General features: G+C 60.4%; 18 protein-coding genes. 3 read left to right on the top strand and 15 right to left on the bottom strand.

Translation table 11 applies throughout. The annotated features are described in order from the left end of the window. Position 1: 1 nt before the first annotated feature. The 8 genes from E8L03_RS03035 to E8L03_RS03070 form a co-directional block, all read right to left on the bottom strand. Positions 2-868 (bottom strand): XrtA system polysaccharide deacetylase, encoded by an 867-nt coding sequence (locus E8L03_RS03035; RefSeq protein WP_144305681.1) that lies wholly within the window; start codon positions 866-868, stop codon positions 2-4. Between the two features lie 15 nt (positions 869-883). Further along, on the bottom strand, positions 884-2,017 hold the full coding sequence (locus tag E8L03_RS03040; RefSeq protein WP_171266532.1) for an XrtA/PEP-CTERM system-associated ATPase: 1,134 nt from the start codon (positions 2,015-2,017) through the stop codon (positions 884-886). Then, positions 2,014-2,850 carry an XrtA-associated tyrosine autokinase gene (locus tag E8L03_RS03045; RefSeq protein WP_144305683.1) on the bottom strand — a complete coding sequence of 279 codons (837 nt, stop codon included), beginning with the start codon at positions 2,848-2,850 and terminating at the stop codon, positions 2,014-2,016. The genes E8L03_RS03040 and E8L03_RS03045 overlap by 4 nt, the downstream gene beginning before the upstream one ends. Positions 2,851-2,899: 49 nt before the next feature. Beyond that, a complete protein-coding gene (locus tag E8L03_RS03050; protein ID WP_171266533.1) occupies positions 2,900-4,453 on the bottom strand; it encodes an XrtA system polysaccharide chain length determinant in 1,554 nt (517 codons plus the stop codon). Positions 4,454-4,464: 11 nt separating this feature from the next. Further along, positions 4,465-5,805, bottom strand: coding sequence for a TIGR03013 family XrtA/PEP-CTERM system glycosyltransferase (locus E8L03_RS03055; RefSeq protein WP_171266534.1), 1,341 nt, complete (start codon positions 5,803-5,805; stop codon positions 4,465-4,467). A gap of 17 nt (positions 5,806-5,822) precedes the next feature. Next, positions 5,823-8,555: an XrtA/PEP-CTERM system TPR-repeat protein PrsT gene (gene prsT, locus E8L03_RS03060; protein WP_171266535.1), complete on the bottom strand. Its 2,733-nt coding sequence runs from the start codon at positions 8,553-8,555 to the stop codon at positions 5,823-5,825. A 291-nt stretch (positions 8,556-8,846) separates the two neighbouring features. Beyond that, positions 8,847-9,611: a VPLPA-CTERM sorting domain-containing protein gene (locus E8L03_RS03065; protein ID WP_216367935.1), complete on the bottom strand. Its 765-nt coding sequence runs from the start codon at positions 9,609-9,611 to the stop codon at positions 8,847-8,849. An 85-nt stretch (positions 9,612-9,696) separates the two neighbouring features. Continuing rightward, positions 9,697-10,149: a hypothetical protein gene (locus E8L03_RS03070; RefSeq protein ID WP_171266536.1), complete on the bottom strand. Its 453-nt coding sequence runs from the start codon at positions 10,147-10,149 to the stop codon at positions 9,697-9,699. A 131-nt stretch (positions 10,150-10,280) separates the two neighbouring features. Here E8L03_RS03070 and E8L03_RS03075 point away from each other — a divergent pair, with 131 nt between their 5' ends. Beyond that, positions 10,281-11,144 carry an N-acyl amino acid synthase FeeM domain-containing protein gene (locus tag E8L03_RS03075; RefSeq protein WP_171266537.1) on the top strand — a complete coding sequence of 288 codons (864 nt, stop codon included), beginning with the start codon at positions 10,281-10,283 and terminating at the stop codon, positions 11,142-11,144. On the opposite strand, the gene E8L03_RS03080 is transcribed toward E8L03_RS03075, so the two are convergent. After that, on the bottom strand, positions 11,141-12,706 hold the full coding sequence (locus tag E8L03_RS03080; RefSeq protein ID WP_171266538.1) for an FAD-binding oxidoreductase: 1,566 nt from the start codon (positions 12,704-12,706) through the stop codon (positions 11,141-11,143). The two genes, E8L03_RS03075 and E8L03_RS03080, sit on opposite strands and share 4 nt — an antisense overlap. A gap of 225 nt (positions 12,707-12,931) precedes the next feature. On the opposite strand from E8L03_RS03080, the gene E8L03_RS03085 reads away from it, so the two are divergent. Continuing rightward, positions 12,932-13,630, top strand: a complete 699-nt coding sequence (locus E8L03_RS03085) for a choice-of-anchor C family PEP-CTERM protein (protein WP_171268423.1) — start codon at positions 12,932-12,934, stop codon at positions 13,628-13,630. A 105-nt stretch (positions 13,631-13,735) separates the two neighbouring features. After that, on the top strand, positions 13,736-15,205 hold the full coding sequence (locus E8L03_RS03090) for an ArnT family glycosyltransferase (RefSeq protein WP_171266539.1): 1,470 nt from the start codon (positions 13,736-13,738) through the stop codon (positions 15,203-15,205). Positions 15,206-15,214: 9 nt separating this feature from the next. Here the strand turns inward: E8L03_RS03090 and E8L03_RS03095 are convergent, their stop codons facing one another. From E8L03_RS03095 to E8L03_RS03120, 6 genes are all read right to left on the bottom strand, one after another. After that, the gene (locus tag E8L03_RS03095) at positions 15,215-15,844 is read right to left on the bottom strand and encodes an exosortase C-terminal domain/associated protein EpsI (RefSeq protein WP_144307247.1); all 630 of its coding nucleotides are present in this window, start codon (positions 15,842-15,844) and stop codon (positions 15,215-15,217) included. Continuing rightward, positions 15,841-16,749, bottom strand: coding sequence for an exosortase A (xrtA, locus tag E8L03_RS03100; RefSeq protein ID WP_171266540.1), 909 nt, complete (start codon positions 16,747-16,749; stop codon positions 15,841-15,843). The genes E8L03_RS03095 and xrtA overlap by 4 nt, the downstream gene beginning before the upstream one ends. Further along, a complete protein-coding gene (gene prsR, locus E8L03_RS03105; protein WP_144307249.1) occupies positions 16,730-18,106 on the bottom strand; it encodes a PEP-CTERM-box response regulator transcription factor in 1,377 nt (458 codons plus the stop codon). Before prsR ends, xrtA begins: the two co-directional genes overlap by 20 nt. Before the next feature lie 9 nt (positions 18,107-18,115). Beyond that, complete coding sequence (gene prsK / locus E8L03_RS03110) at positions 18,116-20,215, bottom strand: XrtA/PEP-CTERM system histidine kinase PrsK (protein WP_171266541.1); 2,100 nt, start codon at positions 20,213-20,215, stop codon at positions 18,116-18,118. Positions 20,216-20,229: 14 nt separating this feature from the next. Next, positions 20,230-21,249, bottom strand: a complete 1,020-nt coding sequence (locus tag E8L03_RS03115) for an SDR family oxidoreductase (protein WP_171266542.1) — start codon at positions 21,247-21,249, stop codon at positions 20,230-20,232. 61 nt (positions 21,250-21,310) lie between these two features. After that, positions 21,311-21,652: a PilZ domain-containing protein gene (locus tag E8L03_RS03120; protein ID WP_171266543.1), complete on the bottom strand. Its 342-nt coding sequence runs from the start codon at positions 21,650-21,652 to the stop codon at positions 21,311-21,313. Positions 21,653-21,786: the final 134 nt, after the last annotated feature.

Consider the following 21,786-nt stretch of genomic DNA (forward strand, 5'->3'; position numbering starts at 1 on the left):
CTCAGTTGGCGTCCATGGCCGCCAGGACGTCGCACATTCGTGCGAAGCGGAACTCCGAGAGCAGGCGGCAGACTTTGGATTCCGTGGTGTCCAGGTTGACGTAATGCCGGAAACGGGACTTGGCCGGCGCACCCTTGACCCGTGGCTGCTCCGGGTCGATTTCCCAGGGGTGGACGTAGACCGAGACAGGCTGGCCTTCCTTGCCGTTCACGTGGCGCAGGGCCTTGCGTATGAGCTGGAGCGGGAAAAGCCGGAGGTACCCGCCGCCGGAGATGGGCACGTGTAGGCATTTGCCGGGTAGGGACAACCTGAACGTGGTGGGCGGGAACTCAAGGATGGTGCCGCACCTGCGTTCGATCACATGCGGGAAGCGTTTCGCGTCCGGAATGCCGTAGGTGTCGTGATGAACCGGGAAGATACTGGAGTCGTACTCGAAGCCTTCCTCGATCAGGATGTCCAGGGCCCAGAGCGAGCGCGCCGTGATCGAGTAGCTCGGGGCGCGGTAGCCGTGCACGGCGGCGCCGGCCATGTCCTCCAGCAGGGACTTCGCCCGGTGGAGGTCTTCGCGGAACTCGCCTGCCGTCTGCTTGTAGATCAGCTCGTGGCTGTAACCGTGGCAGGCCAGCTCGTGGCCGCGCTGCACGATCTCCCGCACCAGCTCCGGGTTCCTCTCCGCAACCCAGCCGAGCACGAAGAAGGTGGCCGACACCTCGTTCTGGTCGAGCAGGTCCAGCAACCGCAGGGTGTTGTCCGCCACGCGAGGCGTGTACGAGTCCCACTCGCAGCGGTCGATGCACTGCGAAAAGGCCGTGACGTGGTAGTAATCCTCGACGTCGATCGTCATGGCGTTGAGAAGGCTGCCGTTCATCACCATACCGCCTTCTTAAGAGTCCTTTGCCATGCGGACCACAGTGGGTCTGCGGTCGAACTTGCTTCGTGTTTCCGCCGGCTCATCCGGCCGGGAGGGCAGCATGGTGTCGAGCTTCTGCTCCACGGCCCGGAGTCTGCCGCCGAGATCGTCCAGGGTTTCCTGGAGCTTCTGCATCTGGCGCGATGACTTCTGCTGCTCCTCCTGCTCCATGCATTCGATATGCGCCTGGATCTTGGCCAGGAACGATTTGAGCGAGTTGCGCGAGAACTCCGCGCGGCTTGGTTCGACAGTCTGACTCGGGCCGGACTGCCTGGGTGTTGGAGGCGCAGGCGTGTGGATGTCGAGATCGGCGATGATTTCTTCCAGTGTCTGCATGTCGATGCTCCGTTCGTCGTTCGTGTAGGCAGTGAGGAGCACGTAATCCATGAGGATGTTGATGAGTCGCGGCGTGCCGCCGGAGAAGCGGTGTATGGTCTGGACCACATCGTCGTGCAGTTTGATGGCGTCCGGGTTGCCGGCCACGCGGAGCCTGTGCAGGATGTACGCTTTTGTCTCGTCGTCGCTCAGCGGGGAGAGGTGGCACTGTACGCTGATGCGCTGGCGCACCTGTTGGAGCTGGGGCGCGCTGAGCGTCCGCCGGAGCTCGGGCTGGCCCACCAGGATGATCTGCAGCAGCTTGTAGTGGTCGGTTTCCAGGTTGGAGAGCTGGCGAACTTCCTCCAGCGCCTCGCCGGAAAGGTTCTGGGCCTCGTCGATGATCAGCACGCAGGGTTTTTTCCGCGAGAACTGCCGGATGAGGTAGGCGTACAGATCGCTCAGGAGCTCGGTCTTGGATTTGTCGGCAACCGGGAGCTCGAAGTCGCTGTTGATCATGGACAAAAGCTGGTGGCCGTCGAGGCTTGTGTTGAAAATTTTGGACAGCGCGAGGGAGTTGCCGTGCTCGCGCACCAGGTTGCGGATCAGCGTGGTCTTGCCGGAGCCGATCTCGCCTGTCAGGCAGATGAAGCCGGCGTGGGACTGGATGCCGTACTCCAGGTAGGTGATGGCCTTGCGGTGCGACCGGCTTCGGAACAGGAAGTCCGGGTTGGGCAGCAGGTCGAAAGGCTTGACCGAAAAGCCGAAGTATTCGTTGTACATGGCCGTCATACCCTCGATTCCTTCGCGCTTTTGCCGTAGGCGTAGCCGTAGCTTTCGGCAGGCGCTGTTTTGGAGTCGTTGTAGACGGCCCCCAGAATGGTCGCCCCACCAAGGGCCTGCAGCGTGTCCGCGATATGGTCGGGCGTGGGCACGCCTTCGCGGACCACCAGGAGCACGCTGTCCACCAGCTTGCTCAGGAGCCGCGCCTCGGCAAAAGGCAGCACCGGCGGCGTGTCGAAAATGATGTAGCGGTCGTCGTAGCGGTGCTTCAGCTCCAGGACGAGGTCGGCCATCCACCTGGAGGAGAAGAGTTCCAGGGCGTTGTAGGACGGCGGACCCGACGGCAGGACAGCCAGCTTGCCGTGGCCGGTGCGGACCAGGACGTCTCCAATGTCGGCCTCGCCGGTAAGGCACTGGGCGAGCCCGGTCTTCACGTCGAGGTCGAAGTGGCCGCCGATGGAGGGCCGGCGCAGATCGCCGTCCACCAGGAGCACCGTGTTGTCGTACTCCTGCGCCAGGCTCATGGCGAGGTTGATGGCCGTGAGGGTCTTGCCCTCGCCGGCCAGGGCGCTGGTCACCATGATGGTGTTGCGGAACTCGTTGTCGCGGCGCGTCTGCTTGATGATCGCTTCCTTGAGCTTGCGGTACTCTTCCGCAATGGGGGAATGGGGCTGCTGCGCCATCACGATCAGCTCGCTACGCACCTGGAGCGGCGTCGTCTGCGGAGCGAACGTCTTCCGGCGGCGGTCCTCGGCTGGTTCGACCTCGGGCCGGGCAGGAGGCGGCGTTGTCCCGTTGCGCATCTTGAGCGCTTTGGCGATGGACTCTTCGATTCTGCTCATGGGCTGTTTCCGGTATCTCGTGGCGTAGCGTTCAGGGGTTGGTTCCCGTCTAGAGGATCATGGTCATGAGCTTTGTCTTCAGCGCTTCGATTCCAATGTGCGGGATGGCATTTTCAATGTAGGGCAGGCCAAGGACCTCGATGGACAGGACGGTGAGAATACACAGGAAGTAGACGCCGCATACGGCGAACAGCCCTATGGTGCGGGCGGAAACATGGTCGGGACGGCCGATGCGCGGTATGGAGGCCAGCACCGGGATGTGTATCGACCGGAGCTGGTCCTGCGAGTGGATCGACTGGTTGAACATGTCCAGGAGTATGAGCACGCCCAGGGCGAGCCCGAACCCGGCCGCGATGCCGCCCCCGATGATCAGCGGGCGCTTGGGACTGACATGGCTGGTCGGCATGACGGCCGGGTCGATGACTCGGAAGCTCACGGCCTTGTCCTGGAGCTCCATCTGCTTGGAAACCTCGGACTGGCCATAGCGAGCCACGAGCTGCTGGTAGATGAGGGTTTCGTTTTCCTTGGTGCGCTTGAGCTCGGCGAGCTCGGTCTGGACCACGGGAATCTCGCGCAGGATCTGCTTTTTTTCTTCGAGCGAATTGTGCAGCAGGTCCTTGTTCTTCTTCACGGCTGAGAGCTCGATGCCGGCCAGTTCCAGCTCGCGCTGGTCCTTATCCGAGAGGGAGCTGCGCGTTACACGCTTTGCAGACCCGGAAGGAAGGGCCTCCAGCGCCTTGACCGCGCGCCGGACGTCCGGATGGCTTTCCGAGTACTGGGTCCGGAGCTCGGCGAGCTGCTTCTCCAGCTGGAGCCGTTCCGTATCGGTCTGGACCACCACATGCGTTTTCGCGGAGAGCAGGTTTCGTGTAGCCTGCAGCTCATGTTCGCGAATGTTCAGGGCTTCCAGCTCGTTCTGGACATCGTCGATTTCCTTGCGGACAATGGCTTCGTCCAGGGCCAGGACCATGCCCTTTTCCTGCTTGAAGGCGTTGATGTTGGCGTCGGCCTTGTCGATGCGCTGCTTGAAGGTGTCGATCTGCTCGGCCAGGAAGCGCGTCGCCTCCAGGGATTCTTCGCGCTTGGAGGAAGTGTTTTCCTCGATGTAGCGGCGCACCAGCGTGTTTACGAAGTTGCTGGCCAGCCTGGGGTCCGTGTTGGTGTAGGAGATGGTGAACACGCCGCGCTCCTCGTCCAGCGAGATGCGCGTCTGCTTCTGCAGAGTGTCGATCAACTCCTCCAGCTCGGAGTCGGTCTTCACGGAGAGGTCCATGTCCAGCTCTCTGATGACCTCCAGGAGCATGGTCCGGCTGAGCATGGCCACCTTGAGTACCTTGATCTTCGCCTCCATGGACGGCGTTACGGCGATACCCTTGACCAAGTCGTTGATCACGTTCTGCTCGATGAAGACGGTGCTCTTGGCCTCGTACTTCTTGGGCAGCACGTAGCTGGCGACGACCGCGCAGGTCATCACGCACAGGGCAATGCCGCAGAACAGCGGCAGCTTCGCGCGGATCAATCCCAGATAGCGCTGGATGTCGATGTTCGATTCCTGATAGCTGTCGAGCATGGTGCGGTCTGGTTCCTGATGGTTTTGGGACATGGAAGGCGACCTCAGCGCGCGCCCTTGCCCATGATAACGACGTTGATGGTCTTGAGGATGATCCTGATGTCGAAGAGCAGGGAGAGATGCTTGATGTAGAAGAGGTCGTAGCGGAGCTTTTCCAGGGCGTCCTCCACCGAGCTGCCGTAGGGGTAGCAGACCTGGGCCCAGCCAGTGATGCCGGGTTTGATGATGTGGCGTTCGTCGTAGAAGGGGATGGAGGCCTTCAGCTCATCGATAAACACCGGCCGCTCCGGCCTGGGGCCCACCAGGCTCATGTGGCCTAGCAGCACATTGAAGAGCTGCGGCACCTCGTCCAGCCTCGTCTTGCGCATGAAACGGCCCATCCTGGTGATGCGCGGGTCGTTTTCCTCGGACCATTTGGCGCCCATGGCCTCGGCGTCCTGGCGCATGGAGCGGAACTTGATCAGACGAAAGGCCTTGTTGTTCTCGCCCACGCGGATCTGCGTGTAGAACGCCGGTCCGGCCGAATCGAGCTTGATGAGCAGGGCGAGGATCGGGAAGACCGGCAGGATGAGCAGCAACGACGGTGCCACGAGCAGGAGGTCGAAGCAGCGCTTGCAGGCGCGCTTGAGCGCGGTGACCCTGAACCCGCTGCCGTAAATGAACCAGCTGGGCGAGATGTTCTCCACCAGGACCTTGTTCATGAAGCTTTCGAAAAATATGGGCGCCTCGACGATGTCGATGCCGGCGAACTTGCAGGCCATGAGCTGCTTGAGCGGCAGCTTGCCCCGGCGGTCCTCCAGGCCCACGACGATAGACTGGGCCCGAAGCTCCCTGGCAAGGAGCGGCAGGTCGGCGGCCACGCCGCGGAAGAGCGGGTCGCACTCGTTGATGCCCGAGTCCTCGGACGGCACGAATCCCAGCAGCTCGTAGCGTTGCGGCCCGTCGGTCAGCAGGTTGCGGATGCGCTGGGCGATCTCGCCGCTGCCGAATACCAGGATGCGCTGCTTGATGCGCGGGTGGAGCTCCATGCTGCGGTAGATCGCCTGCCAGGTGAACTGCAGCAGGAAGAAGGCCACCAGGGCGGCGGGGACAACGAAGGGGCGCTCGAAGGCCGGGGTTTCGAGCAGATAGAACGCGAAGGAGAGCAGCCCGATGGACAAGAGGGCGGCGAAGACCGACTTGGTCAGGAGCTCCTTGGTAAAGATGATCCGCCGCTGGCTGTAAATCTCGAAAATGGTTGACGAGAGGAACACGGTGAAGGCGATGACGGCGATGTTGGCCGTGCTGAGGAGGCCCTCCGGAAGCGACATGAGCTTCACGCCCAGGGTGAAGGTGACGTAGAGCGCCACGAAGAGGCTGAGAACGTCGCCTGCGAAGAGCGTCATGATCCGGTTGTACATCGCTACCCCCGGTCCTTGGCCGCGATGGACGCGGCAAGGTCTTCTGCTTTGGCCTGTTCCGGAAACTCGCCGAGCTCCAGAGCCCTGGTGATACGGTCCTTGGCCGCCTGGATATCCCCGTTGTCATGGTAGGCCCGGGCCAGGTGGTACTGGATGGTCGGGTTGTCGCCGAGCTGCGCCGCAGCCTTTTCCAGCACGGTCACGGCCTGGCCTGTCCTGTCGTTGGCCAGCAGGGAGATGCCCAGGGTGTCGAGTATGAGCGGCGCCGAGGGGTCCTGCTGATAGGCGCGCAGGGCAAGTTGCAGCGACTCGGCGGCGTCGCCGTGCCCGGATGCGCAGATATAGGCGAGGTTGTTCAGAGCCGGCACATTGCCGGGGTCCTTTTGCAGCGCCTTGCGGTAGAACTCCATGGCGGGCTCGAACTCCTGATTCTGCTCATGCAGCATGCCCATGGAGACCAGCGCGGGCACAAACCCGTCGTCAATGGTGATGGCCTTCTGGTATGACGCCGCGGCTTCCTCCGCCCGGCCAGCGCTCAGCTCCAGGTCGCCAATCTTGACGAGCATGCCGAGCTTGCCCGGGTCCTTGGCCCATCCTTCGCGCAGGGTCTGCAGCGCCTCGTCCACCTGTCCCAGCCGCGCCTGTGTGGAGGCAAGCACGGCGTAGCCGTCGGCCGAGTCCGGATCGAGCAGGGGCGCACGGCGCGCTTCCTCCAGGGCTTTTTCCCTGTTGCCGGCGGCCAGATAGGCTGCCGCCTTCATGGAGATGCCCTGGAGATAGTTCACGGCTTCGAGACGGCTGAAATTGGTGAGGGCGCCGTCCAGATCGCCCTGGGCCAGGCGATAGCGACCGGCCTGAATGAGCAGGGCCTCGTGGCTTGGCCGGTGGGACAATCCCTCTTCGAGCACTGCCAGGGCCTCATCCTTGGAGCCCTGCTCGTACAGGGCCGCGGCCAGCATCCGGAATACGGCCGGTTCGCCCGAGCTTTTGGCCTTTTCGAGCATTCCGGTGGCCGCGTCGGTCTCGCCGGTCAGCGAAAGCAGGGAAGCGTACTGCAGGATGGCCGGCAAGTGGTCGGGGGTTTTCTGCAGGAGCTCTTCATATTCCTTTTTGGCGTCCTCCTTGTTTCCCTCGGCCAGGAAGATGCGCGCGCGGGTCATATACGCCGAGGTATCGCCGGGAGCGGCCTCTTTGGCTCGGGCCAGCAGCTCCATGGCTTCGTCTCGCTGCTCCTGGGAAAGCCGGGCGATGGCCTGGGCATTGTAGACCTTGGCGTCGTCCTCCGTGCCTGTGAGGGCATCGCTCATGAGGTCGTAGGCGCGCTGGTGCTCGCCGCGCTTGATGAGGAAGGAGAAGAGCATGAGCCGGGTGGGCAGGTTGTCCTTGTCGTTGCGCACGGCCTCTTCAAGGGATTGCTCGGCCTCGTCGAGCATTCCCTGGTTGGCGAGGATGATGCCGCGCTTGATCTGCGCGTCCACCATGCCGGGCTGTATTTCCAGGGCGTGCTCCATTTCCTCCATGCCCTTGTCGAGCTTTCCGTTGGCCATGTAGGCGCTGCCCAGCACGAGGTGGGCGTGGGCGTTGTCCGGCGCTTCCTGCACGGCACGCTCGGCTTCGGCCTGGGCCTCGTCGAGCCTGAGCTGCCGCAGGAAAGCCACGGCCTTGTAGATGCGCGCGGTGACGAATGCGGGAGCCGCATCCAGCACACGCTGGAAATGGCTCACTGAAGTGTCGAGCTTCTGGTTCGCGAAGTAGGTCAGCCCCAGGTAAAACGAGGTCTCGGGCGTAGGCGCGAGCTTGTAGGAGCGCTCCAGCGCAACGGCGGCGGCCTCATAGTCCTTTTTCCTGTACAGCAGAATGCCCTGGAGACGTTGGCCTTCGGCTTTGCCAGAGCTGTTCTTCAGCAGGGAGTCGGCGATTTGTCTGGCCTCGTCGAACTCGCCATTGTCCATGAGCAGCAGGCCGGCCACGAAGCAGCCCCGTGTGTCCGGCGGGTTCAGGTTGCAGAGCGCCTGGTTGGCGGCAAGGGCTGTCTCGGAGTTCCGCTCCTGGGTGGCCAGGGCGGCCTGAAGCTGCAACGCCTTGCGATGGCTCGGTTTCATGGCCAGAACCTCACCGAGCAGGGTCCTGGTCTTGCTTTCGTCACCCTGCTGGAATGCCACGGCGGCGAGGCCGTATGCGGCGGCCTCAGATTCCGGCTTCAGCTCCAGAGATCTGGTGTAGTTGCCTTGCGAGGCGTTGAAGTCCTTGTTGAACAAGGCAACGGAGCCGAGAACTTCGTACGCGGCGGCCGTGGCGTTGCTGTCCGGATTTGCTTCGATGAGTGCCTGGGCATGCTCGGCCGCCTTGTCCGGCTGTTGCTGCATCAGGGCGATCCGCGCCAGGTTGAGCAGAACCTTTTCCTTGCCCGCCGCGTTTTGCTCTACCGCAGCTTTGTACTCCGACTCGGCCGAGTTCAGCTTGCCCAGCTGCATGTAGGCGTCGCCCAGGCCCAGGTGCGCCGCGCCCAGGGACGGCTTCTTTTCCAGCGCATTCTTGAGGTAAACGATGGCGCCTTTTGGGTTTCCGGCGGCCAGGCGCTCCATGCCCTGATCGTACAGGCTCTGGGCCGACTCGGATGAGCAACCAGGCAGAGCAACGGCAAAAGTCAGCCCGATTGCGCAGAGCAGAATGAGGAGGATGGTGCGGATCTCGAAAAACGATTCGGCGGATGCGAACTTGTGTGGTGCAGTCACTACCGGCGCCCCCCATGGCATCGTGTTCATTGGTCGCGTGCGGCAGGGACCGTAGTCGTCCCTTTTGCGACCTCTGGAAAACACATGTCGTGCCAAGACCAGGAAGAGGAGGAATATTGGCAAGATGGATATAGAAAGGCCTGAAATGGAGTATGAATAAGAGGCCATTTTCCAGTGATTGCTTGTCAAAGAAAACTGATCCGTCTAGCGCCGCTAGACAGAAAGAAGGAGGGACCCGGATGCACAATCGCACCGGATCCCTCACATGGTGGGGTGGGACGAAAAGAGGAGCTAGATCGCCTGGCGCCGGCGCCGGACCAGCCCGAGGACCCCGAGCCCGGCCCCGAGGAGCAGCAGGGTCGCAGGCTCGGGCGTGGGCGCGGTCACCGTTTCGAAGATGACGTCGTTGGCGCAGGCGGCCTGGAATGCAATGGTCACGTCGCCCATGAGCTCGATGTTGAGAGCTTCGTCCAGAGTCCAGGTGGAGCTGCCGCTGTGGGAAGAGTTGTAGGGGTCCCAGCCGTCGAAGCCGACATCGCCGAGCAGCGTGCCCGAGGCGAGCATGGTTTCCAGAAGCGTCACGGGGTGGTCTTCCCGGGGAAGGCCGTCGACGGCGAACGAGGTTGTATAAAGGGCCTCCCAATCCGTCGTGTACACCGGAATCTGCGCGTCGTCGGCGAACTCGTAAAGTGCCCAGTTGCCGGCGGTGTTGCCGTATGGATTGGTGTTGTGAATCACATAGTTCCAATCGTTGTCGCTGTCGGCCGTATCGATGAACCAATCGCCCAGCAGCATGTTGTTCCAGAGCCTTTGATATGCCGTGGAGGTCTCGGTGGTCATGTAGTTGAGGGTGATGGACCGAAGCTCGTGGTTGACGAGCTCCAGGGCGCCGTCAGTGAAGTCGGGAACGCCGTAGACGTCCTGGTTGGGAACACTGGCAGTGCCCTCGTAGCCTTCCCAGACTGTGCGGGTATCGGAAAAGGCGATGGTGTCGGCATAGGAGACGTTGGCGCACATCAGCAGCAGGAGCAGGGTCGTCGAGAGTATCTTGCGCATCAGGTTCACTCCGGGTCGGGTTAGGTTGCCAACCTTCAGCACGAACCATGCCACGCGAAAGGAGTGGATGCAGGATTGCACAATATTACAGGATGATGTGCATGCGCGCCTGAAAATCGTCCTCTAAAATCAGCCCTGCCTGTTGATAGAACATGGCATTAGAGTGTAACGAAATCCGAATAATGTTGTCGAACTTCCTTACATATGTCAGAGGACATCGGGGTTGCGGCATGTGCGTCCGAGTGCCTTTGTTGCCCGATGGGTAAGGAATGTTCATTTTTCCGATGGTTGTTGGTTGAAACCAATACGTTTTTTGCATGGGGTGTCTGGATGCATTGCCGTTCCTCCTTGCCCCCGAGGAAACAAAACAGGAGGTGGCATGTCCGTATTCATGCTCGTGTGCTGCTGGTTTTTCGCGGCGTTCTGTTGCTCCTGGGCTTTTGGCAACTTCATTTACGCAGGCCGGTGTGGCTCGCGGGAGTGACGCGTTCGGATCGCCATTGCCGCAACGAACCCGGGCGCTTACGCTCTGACGCACGCCGTCGCCTCTCGGCGCAGGGCTCGCTGTTCGCTTCCGCGGGCAAGGGCGTCCCGGTTCGTTCACGTTGTCCAAGCCTCACGGTGTAACTCGACGTTTTTGTATTGCGCGAGCGCAGGAGGAGTGATCACATGCCTTTGCCTCCCCCTTCCGATGAAGACCGCCGTCGTTCCATCCGTCTTCGTCGTTCCACACTCACCACGCTCAGGCTGGAGGGCATCGACCGCCCCAGCATCACAATCGCTACCAAGGGCGAGGACCTGTTGCAGGCTTTTCGTCTGGTGCGGCAGGAGTATGGGAGAATGGGCTACATCCAGGGCAACGGTACGTACCACTTCAGTGTATACAACCTTTTGCCCGAGACATGCGTTTACGTCTTCAAGTCTTATGACACGGTGATCGCCAGCCTGACCCAGGTGTTCGATTCGCCGGAGTTCGGGCTGCCCATGGACTCGCTGTACGGCGAGGAGCTGGATGCGTTGCGGAATCGCGGGCGAAGCGTCTCGGAGCTCACCTGCTTTGTCACATCGCGCGATCTGCGCTGGCGCAACCTTATGACGTATCTCTGCAAGGCCATGTTCGTGTACTCGAAACAGGTGGGCGTGGACGACCTCTGCATCATGGTAAATCCCAGGCATGTCCCCTTTTACAAACGAATTTTTCTGTTCGATGATTTCGGACCGGAGCGGCACTACGAGCAGGTGAATGCGCCGGCAGTGGCTTTGCGAATCGACATGCACGACATCGATGCCAGGCTGGAGGAAAAATACTCGGGCTTCGCGTTTGAAACCGACCTGCACACCTTCTTCTGCCGGATGCACGCGCCCTCGGATGCGATTGTCAAAGGATGCGCTCCAGGCAGGAAGAACGCCGCCCTGCCCACGGGCATGGTCCGCCGCCTGCTGGGCGACTCGGACAGCCTGCGCTGCCAGCTGAGCGACGAGCAGGGCGCGCTTCTGGAGTCCCTATATCCCGGAGTGTGCTTCTTCGATTAATCCTGGTTCCGGCCCCGGCCCCTCCGGCCATCAATGGCGTACCGGCCGGGAGCGATGACGCCGTGCGGGTCGAGCGCGCTCTTGATGTCCGAGAGGACCTGCCGTTTTGCTTCATCATACTCCAGGTCCGTCATTCCCAGGAGTGCGGAGCGGTAGGTGCGGATTCCCTGCTCCGAGAAACGCGTTTTCAGTGCGTAATACAGTTCGTGGGCCTGGCCGCGCTGGGTCTCGTCGTGCAGGTCGAAGGCGATGTTAAAAATACCGACAATCCGGTCCGGCGTGACCAGGGTCATGGTCAACGGCATCTCGAACCCGTGCGTGCGGAACAGCGGCCGCGCCAGCTCCACGGCGGCGCGCGCCATTTCGCCGGTGGCGTCCAGGACTGGCGAGAACCAGATCAACCCCAGGTCGCCGTGCTCGGCCACGCGCCAGCGGATGTTTCGGTACGGCTCGTCCGTGGGCACGCCCTGCATGAGCTCGTGGATGTGCTTGAATGATTCGAGGCTCTGCTGGAGCTGCCTTCCTGTCGAAAAGCCCATGGCGTCCAGCTTGCCTGTCACCTGCATCAGGCGGCGGAGCTTGGCGTTTGAGAAGAAGCGGACCTCGCCGATGCCTTTGAACACCTCGCGCATGCGCCGTTTGGCCGCGCTGACCGATCCTTTCAGCCCATACAGACCGCCGGCCGCGTTCCAGAAGCCAACCTTCAACAGCCGGGTGCTCATGATCCGCACCGCGTCCGGGCTGGTGATGATCGTGTTTGCGAACTCCGGCGGGCAGGGGCGGGAGGAGACGAGGTAGCGCGTGGCGTTGGCCATGTGCACGCAGCTTGTGACCACGCCCTCCTGCCGCAGCTGGCGCAGGCGGTCCGTGAGCGCTTCCAGCCCGGCGTCGGCGTCTATCCTGATGATGAAGGACTCGTAGTGCGCAGGCCTTGGCAGGAGCGGCAGGCGCAGCGCCGTGACCACACCGAAGTTGGACTGTACGAAGATGCCCTTGAGGTCTGGGCCCAGATCCGGGAAGCGGCCGGTTCTTAGGACAGTGCCGTTGCCCAGGACCACCTCGGCGTCGCTGAAGTGCTCGCGGTGGTTGCCGTACGGGGTGTGACCGAACCCGCCCTCCAGGACGTTGCCTATGATGCTCGCTTCCAGGCCGGCGCCAGTGGCGTCCATCATGTGGGGCGCGTTGCGATCCACCAGGAATTGATGGAGCTGGCGCTGGGAGACGCCGGGCTCCACCACCACCGCGCCGAGCACAGGATCGTACTCTCGGATGGCGTTCATGCCCGAGAGGTCGAGCACGGCGCAGTCGTCCAGCACAGGCGTTTTGGAGCCGTAGCCAATGTTCCAGCCGCGGCTGATGGGGTAGAGCGGCACACCATGCCTTCCGGCGGCGGCCACGGCGAGAACCACGTCCTGCGTGCTTTGGGGCCGGATGCGGGCGAGGATCCGGCGCTCCAGTCCCAACGTGTTGGTGGAGAGCTCGCGGAGCACGGCGTCATCGTGCGATACGTGCTGGTGTCTGATCCGGTCGCGGAGTTCCGAGAGGAAAGGTTCGATCTGCATAAGATATCCAATAGCAGGAACTCCGCCAGATCACGAGTGGATGGGGACGGTAGATGCAGCTGCGATGTAAAGAATGGGCGATCACCCTGTCGGCAGTCTTTACAAAATCACGGATTCTAAGAATTTTAAACTTATAATTTATTGATATTGTTGTAAAAACAAGCTGGCATTGTCCTTGCTAACTCCTGGCATCCATCGATATCAATCCCCAATTCAGGAGGGCACATGATCAGGAAGTTCAGCAGTTCCATTGTCGCGGTCTCGTTGAGATATCTGTTCCAGAAACGGATAGCCCTCTCCATTTTCGTCTGTATGCTCCTGTCACCGGCTCTCGCCATGGCAGCGCCGATATATGGCCAGAACATCGTGCTCAACGGCGGTTTCGAATCGGGTGATTATATCGATAATGGTAGAGGGTTCATGGAGCTGGGTGCCGGCACCTCGTATCTGGACAACTGGACGATCACCAGCGGTTCCGTCGATTGGATCGAAGGCTACTGGACGCCGCAGGAACCGATCAAGAGCATCGACATCAATGGCAGCAACGGCGGCACGCTTTTGCAGGATCTTCAGACCGAGGCCGGTTTTACCTATGGAGTGAACTTCTGGCTCGCCGGGAACCCTGCGGGCGGGGACAGTTTGAAGAACCTCGCGGTTGAGTTGTACTCACCGTATAATCAATTGCTCTACAGCTTCGATACGTCAGGCTACACCCTGGGCGACATGGGGTGGACCGAGTTCAACTTCTTCTTCACAGCAACCGGGGATTCGACCACACTTGTCTTCAGGTCTCTGGAGAGTGGCGCCTACGGACCGGCCCTGGATAATGTGAGCGTCGCCGCGACTCCGGAACCGGCCACCCTGTTCCTGCTCGGCAGCGGGCTGTTCGGCCTGGGTCTCATCCGACGCCGCCGCCGTGTGTAGATGATAAAAGGATAGATTCAGCAGGGGAGTCGTACGGCTCCCCTTTTTTTGTATTATTCAGTCTGGTAGGGAAAAGCTCCAGCACAGGCGTCCGGATAGAAAGATATGAGTACACGAGCAATAAAAATATCTGCACTGGTAGCCGGTGGCATTGTGCTGTCAGTTGTTTTATTTGTTTGTTCGCTACAATGGGGACCTGGTGTACACTACGATTCAATTTATTATATGAATGGTGCAGACAATATTTCAGCTGGTAAAGGTTATACAGCGTCATTTGCAGGCGAACACGCAAAGACAATCACCACATTTCCTCCTCTTACATCATATGTTCTGAGCATTTTTGAAAATCTCGGAAATTTAAAGTATGCAGTCGTAAACTCATTATTTTTCTGTATATTTTTTATTACTTCGTATTTTACAATAAAGCAATTTTCTAATGGCAAAGATACGTATCTAGTAATTGCATTATTTGCTGCTTGCATCTCACCTCCAGTTCTCGATGCGTTTTCGTGGATTCAGAGTGAAGTGGTATTTCTGCCAGCTGTATTTCTGTCGATATATGGATTGTCTAAATATTGTTCTAAAGGGAAGTATCGTAACTTGATATGGTCAGGTGCTTTCATGGGACTTGCCCTTATGACACGATATGCCGGAGCGATAGTCGCATTGTCTGTGACGCCATCGATATTATTGGCAGGAAAAACAACCATTGGACGTAGAATTAAGAATGCTGTTGTATTTTTAGCGTTGTCGTTCCTGCCGTTGGCCATGTATTTTATCTGGCACGTGCACGGCAAGAATCCGGCAAGCACTCGGCCGTTCGACTTCAAAGCCATAGGCGCGGAGAAGTTGATGCAGTTGGTGTATACGTTGGATGGTTCATTCGTACCCGGCTCAGATCGTTTTCGTGTGTTTACGGGACAGGAATACGTAGTTTTATTCGCAATCATCATGGTGCTGCTCGCACTATTCGTCAGTCGCAGAAAAGAACTGACTCTTTCTAGACAGGCCGAAAGCGGACTTCTTCCATATTTTCTTGTCGTTTTTGTCTATCCTTTGTTGTTGATTATTCTGATGGCAACCATGGACAGTACGCTTGTTCTCGATATGCGGTTGCTTTCTGTCAGTATTATTTCATTATATGTTGTTCTGTTTTACCTGAGCAAAAAGTATGTTGGTAAAAAATTATTCAAAAGTATTGCCATGTTTTTGGTGTTGGTTTTTGTCATACATTATGCGGGATTTATGTATTATTTTTATGATAATGGGCGCGGTGATGTTTCTAGGAAGTATATAAATACCAAAATAGTAAATATCATTTTGAATGATAATGGCGTTGTGTATACGAATAAGATACAGGCTGGATATTATCTGGTTGGGAAACGAGCTCGACCAGATAAGCAACTATTGAGTGGGAATGGTTCGAGCGAGCATGGATTGTTGCTCTGTTTTGCGTCTGAAGATTCTTTGGTCTTGAGTAGCATGAAATGGTCTTCGCAACGAGACTGCGAAGTACCGCGCGAAGCCGTACACGTGGTTGATGGCGACTATGTGGACTTGTATTCCATCAATTGAGGGAAAGCTCTACCTCGGAACAAACATCTTGGTCACAGGCTGAAACGCCTTCAGGAAACCATAGGCGGCTTTTTGTGCGCCTTCCGCGTCATCCAGGAATTCCACGCTGATGCGCACGAAGCTTTCGTCACGGCGGCTGTAGAGCGCCGAGTTGATGATTTCCTGGATCTTCAGGGCATACTCGCTCTGCATGGTTTTATCGCGCATCTGGAACCAGTAGAGCATCAGCATGCGCACGTTGCCTTTGGAGAGCACCGTCTCGACGAGGTGGATCGGCGAACCGTCGATGTTGTTCACGGTTTTTTCAGTTCGGCTTTCCTGGAACCAGCCGCTACCCAGCAGGCAGTTGCGGGGCGAGTGGATGCCGCCTTTTCCATGATAACCGAGGTACAGATGAACGCGTTCGCCGTTGGGGCCTACATAGAAACGGGAGAGGTAGGCGGTGGGATGCAGGATATCCAGCGTCTCCGCGGAAAAGGTCTCGCTGCCGGCCTGGCGCCAATCCCCAAGGCTGGCCGGGAACTCGTCGAAGGATCGAACCTGGGGCACCGCCACGTTCTCATGCAGATGGATAAACAGAACTACCGGCAGCAGCACCAAAACCGAGAGCAGATAGGGCCTTCTGGAAAACGCTGTCATTGCGTCCCCTCCGGTATCGAATGACCGCGCGTTTTGCAGAGCAGGGCGCCGGCGGCCAGCAGCAGAGCCAGGGCAAAGGCGAACACGGCCATGCCGGCGAACTCGTGGAAGAACCCCCGCGCCGCATCCGGGCTGACGTACTCCACAAGCAGTCCGGTCACGATGACCCGGATGATGTTGGCGACAATGGCGATGGGGATGGCGGATAGCACCAAAGCGATGCGGTGTCCGGCGCGTAGCGGCAGCACGGCGGCGTAGGCCACGCCCAGGGCCAGGAGCGATACCAGGGAGCGGATTCCACTGCACGCGTCGGCCACCTCCAGCACCATGTCGGGCAGCATGATGATGTTGCCCTCCCGCAACACCACCACGCCCACGGCCTTGAGCACCCAGACAGAGACGTTGGAGACCAGCAGCTTCAGCGGGAACGCCACGGCGTTGTAGATCACCATGGGGATGGGGATCATGAAGACGAGGAAGAAAAGAGGGAACGCGACCACCCTGAACGTCTGCGTACCGAACAGAGCCAGGGTGAGCCCGGCCAGGATGACGATAAGGGAGGCGCGCATGGTGAAGTACTCGGTGGCGAGGTAGCCGAGGCTCAGCATCAGCCCGCCGAGGACGAGAACGAGCAGCCCGGCGGCGTTGGGCGCCACTGGGGCGTCGAGCAGGCGGCCTCGCCGTTGCCACAGGAAGTAGGCCGCGATCAGCGGAATGATGAAGCCGTGGGAGTTGTTCTCGTTCTGGCTCCATTCCCGCACCATCTCCGGGATGATGCCGGCGTAAAGCGCGACGAGCAGGGCCAGGACGAGGCACAGCTCGGGCAGCCGCCGGGAAACGACCTGCGCAAGCGATGCGTACGCGAGAGAGCCTGCGGCGGCGGTGTCAGGCGTTCTTGAGCGCATGCTTTTTCATCAGGTCGTAGAACGTGGGCCGGCTGATCCCCAGTGCCTTGGCCGCCAGGGAGATGTTGCCCTCGTTCTGGTCCAGGGATCGCGCCACCATCTCCCGCTCCAGCCAGTTTCGCGCATCTTTGAGCGTGGCGTCGCCGGGGATGGAGCCCGAATGGCTGGCCGTCCCGTTGAGGTCGAGGTCCCCAGGCTCGATGCGCGGTCCGTTGCAGAGGATCGCAGCTCGCCTGATCTTGTTTTCAAGCTCGCGCACATTGCCGGGCCAGGAGTGCGCGCGAATGGCCTCCAGGGCCGCCGGGGAGAGGTCCAGAGGCCGGCGCGGCGTTTCGCGTGCGATTCTGGAGACAAAGTAGCGCGCCAGGGTCTCCACGTCGCGGCCGCGCTCCCGCAGCGGCGGCAGGTGGATAACGACCACGCCGAGGCGGTAGTAGAGGTCCTCGCGGAAGTCGCCGCGCTCGATCACCTCGGCGATGTTGGCGTTGGTGGCGGCCACCAGCCGGATATCCACGTCGATGTCTTCCCGGCCGCCCACGCGCTGAAAGCGCTTCTCCTCGATAAATCGCAGCAGCTTGACCTGCATGTGCAGGGGCAGGTCGCCGATCTCGTCCAGGAACAGCGTGCCCTGGTGGGCGTACTCGGCCTTGCCCTTCACGCGGGCGTGGGCCCCGGTAAAGGCGCCTTTCTCGTGGCCGAAGAACTCGGATTCGAGCAAGTTCTCGGGAATGGCGCCGCAGTTCATGACCATGAGCGGCCCCTCGCCGCGCGGACTGGCCTTGTGCAGGGCCCTGGCCACGAGCTCCTTGCCTGTACCGGACTCCCCGAGCACGAGCACCGGGATGTCCGATCCGGCTACCTTGCGCACGGTCTCCAGCACGTCCTGCATGGCCGGGCAGTCGCCCACGATGTCGTAGGAGTCGCCGGCGTCCACCTGCTCGCGGAGCTGCCGGTTTTCCTCCTCCAGGCCGCTCACATGCAGGGCCCGCTCGATGATCACGCGCAGCTCCTCCAGGTCCACGGGCTTGCGGTAAAAGTCGTAGGCGCCGCTGGCGATGGCGGCCAGGGCGTGGTCGCGGGTGTCATTGCCGGTAATTACGACGACCTTGCAGAAGGGGTCCACGCGGAGCATCTCCTCCAGACACTTGAGCCCCTCGCTCACGCCGCCGGCATCGGGCGGCAGCCCCAGGTCCAGCGCCACCACCTTGGGATGCAGCTTACGCTGCGCTTCCAGGGCGGAAGGGCGGTCATTGGCCAGCTTCAGGGTGAAGCTTTCCTTGGACAGACCCCACCGCAACTGGGTGCGGATGGCGTCGTCGTCATCGACAAGGAGAACGGTGTGCTCGCTGTTCTGCATAGGCTGTAACTATGGTGTTGTGCGCGCCGGAATATCGCTTTTGGGCTCCGCTTCCGGCAGCTTTGCCAGGGGCAGGTGGACAGAGAAGGTGCTGCCGGCACCGGGGGTGCTGGCCACCTCCAGCCGGCCGCCGTGGTTCGCAACAATCTCTCGACATTGATAAAGCCCAATGCCAAGACCCGTGCCCTTGGTGCTGGAGAAGGGCTTGAACAAATGGCGGGCGATGAACTCCTGGTCCATGCCGCAGCCCTGGTCCTGTACGCGGATGACGGCCTTGCCGTTTTCGGTGGTCACGCCCACTTCGATGGGAGGCTGGCCGTTGTCCTTGGAAGCCTCCACGGCGTTCAGGAACAGGTTGGTGAGCACCTTGGCCAGCTCCCCGCGGTCCGCCATGGCGGCCACGTCCTGGCCGTGAATCCGGATGTTCGCGCCTGGCAGGGTGCGCCGCACTTCATGCGCCAGCTCCTTCAGCGAGTGCGGCGCCAGCTCCAGATACGAGCGTCGGGGAACTTGCCGGAGCGTCTCGATGAGGCGAATCATCTTGCTGTGCACCGTGGAGAGCGAGTCGAGCATGTCCTCCTGGAACTCCGGGTCGTGGATGTAGTTCTTGGCGTTGGCGAGGATCAGGCCCAGGCTTTGGACATGGTTCTTCAGGTCGTGCGTCAGGCTTGCGGAGATCTTGCCGAACACCTCAAGCTCCTTTGCCTGGGAGAGCTCTTCCGCGAGCTGGAGGTTTTGCAGCGCCGTGTGGGACTGGCTGGCCAGCGCCGTCATCAGGTCGATGTCCTCTTTGGTGAACACATCGCCGGCCGCGATGGCCGGGCCGAGGAGGATGATGCCCGCCAGATTTTCTCCGCTCAGCAAGGGGAGGGCGCCGCTGAGACGGTGCCGGGCAATGAGCTCCGCAAGCTCGTCGCCGCCGCGTTTTTCCAGAGCGTCCGCATCCATGGGGCTTCGCTCCTCCAGCAGCAGAGCGGGCAGGGAGGCGTCCGCCGGCACGGCGCATTCCAGCGGGTCCATCTCGATGCGCGATGCATCCTGGAAGGCGTCCCTGCCGCGGGAAGGCAGCAGAAGTGTCGCGCCCACCAGGCCGAAGGTGTCGCAGTAGGAAAAGAGGATGGCGTGGTGCAGGTCCGCGCTGTTCTTGCACAGGGAGATGCGCGCCGTAAACTTCATCCACTCCTGCCGGTAGTCGTAGCGATCGGTGTAGAAGTGTGTCTGGATGAAGCCCCGGATGGTGCGGGAGGCGCGTTCCGAGAGCAAAACCACGAGCAGGAGGATGCCGCCCAGGAAGACCACGACAATGAACAGTGAAGGCGACATGAAGCCCAGCGGCGAAGCCTGCCTGCCGTGAAACAGCGCAAGCAGCATGAGGTAGAGGCCTACGCTGAACAGCACCAGGGATTTGTACGCCAGGCGCGGCGAGATGTAGATGCTGACGGAGTCGTCGCGCCGCACGTGCGTGAACACGAAGAGGGTGATGGCGATGATCGTGGTGGCGGGCCGGATGGCCAGCAGCGAGGGATCGATGGCCTTGCCCAGGATGGTCTGGCTGATAAGCAGTACCTGGGTGGCGGCGATGACGCCGGAGCCGACCAGGACGTACTTGATGTGCCAGCGCGCTGCATGGGTGGAGTTGGCAAGGATGGATTCCAGCTGCACCAGTATAAGGATGAAGGCGGCCACGAGAGCCCCGTTCCAGGCCAGCGTGACCGGCGTGATCAGCATGGGCTCATTCTGTGGGATGGCCACGGAGAGAAGCTGCGCCGGAAGCGCGGCGGCGATAAGCGGAAAGAGGCAGAGGACGTAGAAGACATCCTTGCGCCATGAGGATATCCGGGCGCGGGCGTTCTGCCTGGCAAAGATGATGGAGAAAAGGAACCACGACGGCGCGAGCCCGGCCACGCCGATATTGGCTATTCGGCGCAGGAGGATGTTCCCATGGACGCCTGAGAGCTGCAGCAGCGTGCCGAGCTCCAGCAGGCCCAGGAAGAAGACGCCGAGAATGAGCGCGAGATTCACCGCGTTCTTTTTTCGCCACACGGCGGCGAACACCAGATAGCCTGTGGCGAAGAGGATGGCGATTTGCGCAAGGGCGGGGTAGAGCATGCTCCTCCGTGTGGCTACAAGGCTCCGGCGTCTGACATTGCCAGGCGATGCGCGTACCACGGCGCCGCGAGCCTGAGCCCCTCCGCCACGTCGATGGCGGGCAGATAGCCCAGGATGTTTCGCGCTTTGTCTATGCTGGCCAGGGAATGGCGCACATCACCGGGCCGGAAGTCGAGATATGTGGGCTCCGCGTCCGCAGCATCCGGGGCGTACTTCGCGACCTCCTGCTGGATGAGCTGGAACAGTTCGTTGAGCGTGGTACGCTTGCCGCAGGCGATGTTGAAGATCTGGCCGGACGAGAGCTCGGACGGGCAGACCGCGGCCAGGATGTTCGCCTGCACCACGTTGTCGATGTAACAGAAGTCCCGGCTCGTTTCGCCGTCGCCGTTGATGGATGGGGAGGAGCCGTGGAGCAGGGCGGAGAACCAGGCCGGGATTACGGCGGCGTATGCACCGTTGGGGTCCTGCCGCGGACCGAAGACATTGAAGTAGCGCAGCCCCACCGTGGGCAGCCCGTAGAGCTTGCTGAACACCTTGGCGTAGAGCTCGTTGGCGAGCTTGGTCACGGCGTAGGGCGAGAGTGGCTCGCCGATCAAGTCCTCGACTTTCGGGAGCAGAGGGCTGTCGCCGTACGTGGAGCTGGAGGCGGCGTAGACGAATGAACGCACCCCGGCGTCGCGGGCGGCCACGAGCATCTGGAGGAAGCCGGAGAGGTTGGACTCGTGGGTGTGGATGGGATCGTCGATGGACCGCGGCACGGAGCCGAGGGCTGCCTGGTGCAGCACGAAGTCCACGCCTTTGCACGCCGCGGCGCAGGCCTTCGGGTCGCAGATATCGCCCTCAATGAAGGTGAATCGATTCCAGGCTGTCTCGTCTGTAGCGGCCTGGACCTCATCGAGGTTCTCCGGATGCCCTGTGGAGAAGTTGTCCAGACCGATAACAATCTGGTCGCGGTCGAGGAGGTGCTGCAGGATGTTGGAGCCGATGAAACCTGCGACACCCGTCACCAGCCATGTGTATGTTGTATGATTCATCAGCGGGTTCCTGGTCGTTCCATCGTAAGTTGCGGTGTTGTGCAGTTCCGGGTGAGGTGGGTCAGTTGGTATACCGCTGTATCTCGCTTTCCAGCGCGGCGTTATGCTCGCAGAACGAAACGCCGATCAACATCTTCCTCCGCGAAGAGACCATGTAGACAAGCTCACATTCGGAGCACACCATGTACGTATTATCGAATGCTGTGAAATATATTTTGAATTTATCTGTATCAATGTATTTGGAATGATCCTTTATGATGCTCAGGCGAAGTCCAACCTGCGAAATATCAACTATTGTCGCAGTGAAGTATCGAGATTGCTTGCCGCCTCCATTGCTTTCTTCGCAGTGCAGGAGTGCCGGCAGGTAGATGGAGTGACGGGTGGCTTTTCTTCGTTCAGTCATTGTCGCGCGAACCCCTGCAGTTTGGAGGCGGCTGTTTGAGTTGGATGCACCCTGGAAGCTAAATGCATGCCAAAAATTGATGGATGTTTTTCATCAGTAATATTTGTGGGTTGAGCGATTACAGGAGCGCGGCG

The organism is Oceanidesulfovibrio marinus, assembly GCF_013085545.1.
Classification (GTDB): Bacteria; Desulfobacterota; Desulfovibrionia; order Desulfovibrionales; family Desulfovibrionaceae; genus Oceanidesulfovibrio; species Oceanidesulfovibrio marinus.

Excerpts from the sequence above, each read along its gene's own strand:
- E8L03_RS03115 (WP_171266542.1), bottom strand. The coding sequence starts at position 21,249 with ATGAATCATACAACATACACATGGCTGGTGACGGGTGTCGCAGGTTTC.
- prsR (WP_144307249.1), bottom strand. The coding sequence starts at position 18,106 with ATGCAGAACAGCGAGCACACCGTTCTCCTTGTCGATGACGACGACGCC.
- E8L03_RS03065 (WP_216367935.1), bottom strand. The coding sequence starts at position 9,611 with ATGCGCAAGATACTCTCGACGACCCTGCTCCTGCTGCTGATGTGCGCC.
- E8L03_RS03085 (WP_171268423.1), top strand. The coding sequence starts at position 12,932 with ATGATCAGGAAGTTCAGCAGTTCCATTGTCGCGGTCTCGTTGAGATAT.
- E8L03_RS03055 (WP_171266534.1), bottom strand. The coding sequence starts at position 5,805 with ATGACGCTCTTCGCAGGCGACGTTCTCAGCCTCTTCGTGGCGCTCTAC.
- E8L03_RS03035 (WP_144305681.1), bottom strand. The coding sequence starts at position 868 with ATGAACGGCAGCCTTCTCAACGCCATGACGATCGACGTCGAGGATTAC.
- E8L03_RS03045 (WP_144305683.1), bottom strand. The coding sequence starts at position 2,850 with ATGAGCAGAATCGAAGAGTCCATCGCCAAAGCGCTCAAGATGCGCAAC.
- E8L03_RS03050 (WP_171266533.1), bottom strand. The coding sequence starts at position 4,453 with ATGTCCCAAAACCATCAGGAACCAGACCGCACCATGCTCGACAGCTAT.
- E8L03_RS03080 (WP_171266538.1), bottom strand. The coding sequence starts at position 12,706 with ATGCAGATCGAACCTTTCCTCTCGGAACTCCGCGACCGGATCAGACAC.
- E8L03_RS03120 (WP_171266543.1), bottom strand. The coding sequence starts at position 21,652 with ATGACTGAACGAAGAAAAGCCACCCGTCACTCCATCTACCTGCCGGCA.
- E8L03_RS03075 (WP_171266537.1), top strand. The coding sequence starts at position 10,281 with ATGCCTTTGCCTCCCCCTTCCGATGAAGACCGCCGTCGTTCCATCCGT.
- E8L03_RS03095 (WP_144307247.1), bottom strand. The coding sequence starts at position 15,844 with ATGACAGCGTTTTCCAGAAGGCCCTATCTGCTCTCGGTTTTGGTGCTG.
- E8L03_RS03040 (WP_171266532.1), bottom strand. The coding sequence starts at position 2,017 with ATGACGGCCATGTACAACGAATACTTCGGCTTTTCGGTCAAGCCTTTC.
- prsK (WP_171266541.1), bottom strand. The coding sequence starts at position 20,215 with ATGCTCTACCCCGCCCTTGCGCAAATCGCCATCCTCTTCGCCACAGGC.
- E8L03_RS03090 (WP_171266539.1), top strand. The coding sequence starts at position 13,736 with ATGAGTACACGAGCAATAAAAATATCTGCACTGGTAGCCGGTGGCATT.
- xrtA (WP_171266540.1), bottom strand. The coding sequence starts at position 16,749 with ATGCGCTCAAGAACGCCTGACACCGCCGCCGCAGGCTCTCTCGCGTAC.